Annotated in this window: 3 protein-coding genes; all 3 read left to right on the forward strand. The window is 60.4% G+C overall.

Going from position 1 to position 5,903, the window contains the following annotated elements; translation table 11 throughout:
* Nucleotides 1–4,021, forward strand: a 4,021-nt coding sequence (locus U5O12_RS05215; RefSeq protein WP_322577622.1) for a cadherin-like domain-containing protein, incomplete at its 5' end; no start/stop codon positions are given.
* 150 nt (nucleotides 4,022–4,171) lie between these two features.
* On the forward strand, nucleotides 4,172–4,783 hold the full coding sequence (locus U5O12_RS05220) for a hypothetical protein (protein ID WP_322577623.1): 612 nt from the start codon (nucleotides 4,172–4,174) through the stop codon (nucleotides 4,781–4,783).
* Nucleotides 4,776–5,903, forward strand: a 1,128-nt coding sequence (locus U5O12_RS05225; RefSeq protein WP_322577624.1) for a hypothetical protein, incomplete at its 3' end; no start/stop codon positions are given. The genes U5O12_RS05220 and U5O12_RS05225, both read left to right, overlap by 8 nt.

The raw sequence follows: 5,903 nt of genomic DNA on the forward strand, positions 1-5,903 counted from the left end.
CAGCACCAGTGGCAGCGATGCAGCAAGCACCGCCGCCCCCAGCGCCGACAACGATTACCAACCCGGCAACAGCAACGGCGAGGCAGAGGCTGCTGCTTACCTTGCCAACCAGAACGCCGCCAACCAAACAAGCCAGAACGCCGCCAACCAAACAAGCACCGAACTCAAGCCCGACCTCACCCAAGAACAAGCAGATGCGCTGCTAGACACTCTGGGCCTCAAACCCACTGCCACCAGCGCCCCCGGTGTCCAGTACGCCGATGCAGGCAACACCACAGGCGATGGCGCAGTCGTCAGCGATGCAGGCGGTGGCGGTAGCACCGTAGCTGGCGATTCAGCATCAAATCAGCCCTTAGCCCCCGTCAACACTGCGCCAGCAGCTACACAAACCATAGCAAACCCCGGCCACCCCCAAGACCTGCAAACCTACCTCAGCGGTGCCGGCGCATCTCTGAGTCTCGTTCAGCAACAAGCCCTGGGCACCCAGCTGGCTGCTCTGGGCCTGGGGGCGGTGGATGGCGCGGGCCTGAGCCTGCACACCCTGCCCGGTGGCGGTGCCCTGTTGGCCAATGCCGATGGCGACATCGTGGGGGAACTTAGCCTCTCTCCCACAGGGGTACTGCACTTGCAGGCCAACACCATCAACCCCGATGGCTCCAGCAACCCTGTGGATGTGCATGTCACCGGTGCGGGCAAGGTGATGACGACCGGGCAGTACCAAGAGGCCCAATTCAACGCCAGCGCCAACGACGCAGCAGGCGCACTGAGCTTTGTCAACAGCCTGGCCAACCTGCAGCACTTTGACCACCTCACCGATCTGGGCAAGCTGCAAAGCTTGGTGGGCCTGTACAACCAGTTCGACAACCTGGGCAGTGCCACTGCGCAGCTCTCTGGCACGGGCGCGGACGGCAACCTGCCCGGTGACCTGGGCCAGTGGGGTGCGGGTCTGAGTTTGATCACCGCCCTGCAGGGCAACGACCCGATCGCGCAGGCCAGTGCAGCTGGAGCGTTCTACAACACCTTTGCCAACACCACAGGCAGCAGTCTCACGCCCATCGACTTGCCCTACCTGCAAGCCCTGAACCTGATAGGTGCCATCGAGAGCGGCAACACCGTGAGCATGATTGCCAGTGCGGTGGCCTTTATCCCCGGCTGGGGTACGGCAGCCAGTATTGCCATCTCCATTTTGGCACCCCTGTTGGCCGACAAGCCCCCACCACCCGAAGGCGTGACCCACTTTGAATGGGACGCACAGGGCGACATCCAGATCAAGGTGGACTTCAACCAAAGCCACGGTGGAGAGATGGCGCAGAGCACTGCGCAGAGCGTGCAGGGCTTGTTGCAGTCCATCGTGCAAAGCATCAACGACCAGACACCCGATACGTCTGACAACGTGGCCATCAACCCCTACCTGCTGCCACGTGTGGGTTTCTCGCAGAGTGGCGGTGCGTGGATAGAGATGACCACACCCGATGGCGGCAGCTACCGGGAGATGTTGCAAGGTGCCAACCAGGCTGAGGGCTTGGCGCAGCGCTTGTTTGACATCTTGACCGAGAACGGTGGCATTGCCCCGGCCTGGCAGGTGCAAACGCAGATGGGGCATATGCAACAGCTGCTGGCTGAGGGTGCGGGCCAGGGCGAGATTGCAGCCCAGCTGGGTGCCGGGGCCGGGGGCCATGCGTACCACGGCAACCAGGCCTATGCGATAGAGGGCAACGCCACCGAGAGTGCGGACTTCAAGACCCAGAGCTTTGGGGCGCTGGTGGTGCATCTGGGCTCCGATGTGGGGGCCGGCGTTGTGGCCAGTGATGCTGTGCAAGCCAGCACGCAGGCGCTGCAAACCTTGCAAGAGCAACAAGCCGAACAACAGGTGGCTACCAGCACCCTGTACCGCGACACCGAGGGCGACGGCTACTACGAGCAAACCCAGTGGGTGAGTGCCACCGATGCCCAGGGCAACGTGCAAGGCATGCTGGTGCTGGACTACAACGGCAATGGCCAGATTGAGACGCGCGATATTTTGAACCTGGGGGGCAATGCGGGGCACGCTACCGAAGGGGCTTCACAGCCAGGCAACCTGGCTAACGATGCCCTGGCCGCCACCGCCCACGCGCACCTGCAGCGCAACAACGTGGAGTGGCTCGATGCCAACGGGGATGGGGTGCTCAATGCCAGCGACCCGGCGTTTGCAGCTATTCGGCTGTGGGTGGATGTGAACCAGGATGCGCGGCTGGATGCGGGCGAACAGGCCGACTTGGCGAGCTTGCAGATCAGCAGCATCGACTTCACCACCGGTGAGGTGGTGTATGCCGATGGCCACCGCGATGCGCTGAGTGCCACCACGCTGCAGTCGGACACCGAAGGCGTGCGCTACACGCAGATGCAGGAGGCGGATGCACAGGGCGTGCTACACACGATTAACGCCGGGCAGATGCTGGAGCACGAGGGCTACCAGGGCCAGGTGAAGGTGGTGGACCAAGGCGGTGTGACGCGCTGGGGCAGTGTGCGCGAGGCTACGTTTGAACATGATGCGCTGACCACGGGAGACTGGGAAGGCACCGCAGAGCAAGACGAACACCGCCATGGTGGCACCAATGTGGCTGGCGCTCCTACGCAAACTACGGCTACCGGGGCGGTGAGCTTGGGGGACGTGAAACGCACAAAGGAAACCGGCAACAACGGCCAGGGCCAAGCGCTAACCGACAAGCGGCTGGTGTTTGTGCCCGCCATTGCCACGCTGGAGCTGGGGCGCAAAGACGACCCCAGCGACCAGATGGTGCGCAGTGCGCAAGAAGGTGCCATGGCCGGCGGACTGGGCGCAGGCCTGGGTGCCCTGGCGATGGTGGGCCTGGGGGCGGTGCAGACCACGGCCTTTGCAGCACCAGCCACCCAGCAGGCACAAGACGGCGCTGGTGAGAACGACGCGCTGGATCTGCGTGCGCGCACAGCCGATGCCACGGTGCCAGGCACCGACCCGCGGGATGCACGTGCCACACGCCTGGCAGAACCCAACACAATGACAGAGCCACAAGGCACTTGGCAAGAGGAGCTCCGGCGCCTGGTGGCAGCCCCGCCACCCCCTGGCGTGCTGGCCGATGTGGATGCCTTGCAGCGGGCGGGGCTTGATCTCTCTGCCTACGCAAGCAACGGCAGCCCGGTCAGAGAAATCCGCGCCACGCTGGTGAGCAGCGGTGTGTCCAACACAAGCTCTGCGGACAGTGCCCCACCTGCGCAGGCCGTGCCAACTGGCGCAGAGATGTTGCTGGCCCTGCCCAAGGTGGCGGGGGAAGTGCTGGCAGGCACCGAAGACACGGTGCTGCGCATTGGCACGGAGTTGCTCTTGGCCAACGACAGCACGGCCAATGGGGATGTGCCGCTGCGCATCAGTGCGGTGGGCAACCCCAGCCACGGGCAGGTGAGCTTGCAGACCCGTGTGAATGGTGCGGGGCAGACGATGACGGAGGTGGTGTTTCTGCCGGACCCCGACTTTTATGGCACGGCCAGCTTTAGCTACACGGTGACGGACCCCTACGGCCTGTCCAGCACAGGCACCGCTACCCTGCTGGTAGATAACGTGAACGACGCGCCCTACGCACAGGGCGAGGTGGTGAACGGGGCCAGCGAAGACGCGACGTTCTTGATCAACAAGACCGTGCTGCTGGCCAACGATGGCGATGTGGACGACGCGACCAGCACGCTGGCCATCGGCTGGGTGGGCAATGCAGTGAATGGCACCGTAAGCCTGGACGCCAATGGCAATGTGGTGTTTGCACCAGGGCTGAACTTCAATGGCAACGCCGAGTTTGAATACATGACCGTGGACCCCGCAGGCCTGCTGTCGCCTACCGTGCAGGTGGTGATGCCGGTGGCCGCGGTGAACGATGCGCCGCTGGCGGTGGACGACCAGTTCCAGGAGGATAGCCGCTATCTATTTGATAGTGGATCGCGCACATTCCATAAGGGCCAGAGGCCGTTTTTGCTTGAAGCTGCAAATTCACCCGTTTGGGGGATTTGCGCTTGAGGTTTGACCGGGTAGAGTACGGGACTCATCCAAATCCATGCGACAAGCAGCGCTCCTGCAGAGCGCTCAACGCCCTCACTGCCCGCACACAACAGCGTTGCGTAGCCGCAAAACTCAGCCACGCAACTACAACAAAACAGTCCACAACACATGACAACTAAAGGCGCAACAAAAGATTCTTTTTGGAAGACGGTATTTAAGACCCCCAGCGCTGCGCGAACGGCAACCGTGGTGATGTTGATCGTTTGGGGGATTGCCGCAATATGGGGATGGTTTTTTGTTGAACCCACGGTACTGCGCGACAGCCAGGCGGCGCGTGACTATGTGGAATGGGCCAGCAGGATATTTCCTTGGCTGGACAATATCAGACGGTTAGTGCCGCAAGCAGAGAAGGGGCTGTATTTGCACAGTGTGTACACCGTTGCATTAGCACCGTTTAGCGTCGTTTGGGCACTTTCACTTTGTCGCTTTCAAGCAAAGCGTACACATGCCGGGTCGCTTACGCTGAGAGATTCTTTTGTGGGCGTTTGTTTTTGCCTTGTACTTTCAATTTTCTATATTTTTGTCATGTATGACGGAGTACTTCAGCCTAGTTTCGGCAAGCTACACAGAACTGGCTACTCATTTGTGTTGAACGGTTTGACAGTCCCAACAGTCGCTCCTTTTTTCATTATTAGTTTTTGGCTGATATGCACGTTTGGGCTATATAGCGTCGGTAGCCTACTTGGTCATTTTGTCCGTAAGGAATCACTTCATGGCTAATCCACCCGTATACGTATTCAGCAGCGGGGCCGTACAGTCCCAAACGGGCAGCGCGCAACCGATTGGGAGCAACCTCAATACTGGAATCCATAACACCACAGCCAATCCCCAACTTGGGCTGCTTGAGTCCATAGATAAATCGGTCAAAGATGCCGTCAAGGGAACCGAGGCATGGCATGGCAGCGGTGGGCTTGGCTCCACTGGCTCTTTGGGTGCTGCGGGCGTAGTTGCAGGGGCCATTGCAAAGTTGGATGACATCACCGCCGTAGGCAACAACCTACTGGCTGGTCAGTTTCTAGAAAGCGCAATGGAGACAGCGGGTGCTTTGGCAGGGCCTGTCGGTGGGGTTGCAGGGGCTTGGTTTGCGGGCAAAGCAATTGGAGCTTTGCCAGAGTTCTATGCACCGCTTCGGGCTCCTGCAACCCTCGTCAGTATCTTCGCTGGCGACAAATACACCGGCGATCTCACCAAAGAATTTGTCTACGGCGAGTGGGTGCAAGCCACAGCCCCCGCCATTCCCGCCGATGCAAACTTGCAGCCTTCGCGCACAGTGGATGGCACCAACTACTACGTGGTCAGCACCAAAGACCAAAACGGTGCTCCGCGCACATACATCTACACCGACAGTGGCAACGTCACCGGCAGTGACCCTCTGCTGTTTCCCAATCAACCGCGCTACATGCCGGTGGTAGATCAAAACATCAGCAAAGATGTGGTCAAGCAAGTTCTGAGCGACATTGGTTTTGACCCCAATATCACGCAGCAGCAATGGAACGTGATGAACGGCGTAAGCCCCTCGGGCTACGCCGTGGACTCTGTGCACTACGAGCCGGTTGGCAATCTACAGACAATTGGCACTGGCCCCAACGCGCAAACGAGCCAAAGTGTTGTGCAGGTCAGGACGTTCAGAGACCCTGAAACGGGTGCCATCATGGAAGTGCGTGTACCTGGAAACCGCATGGATGGCAGCCAGTTTGAAATCACGGGAGCACCGTTCTCGATTGGAATGGACACGGCTGGAAAAACCATCATTCCTGGCGTAACTGAGGTAGCCCCCTCACCACCCGGCGTCGGCATCGACAGCCTGGGCCAAGTGGGCAGTACCACCTTTGAGGATCTG

The sequence above is a fragment of the Rhodoferax sp. genome, assembly GCF_034519335.1.
Taxonomy (GTDB): Bacteria; Pseudomonadota; Gammaproteobacteria; order Burkholderiales; family Burkholderiaceae_C; genus Allorhodoferax.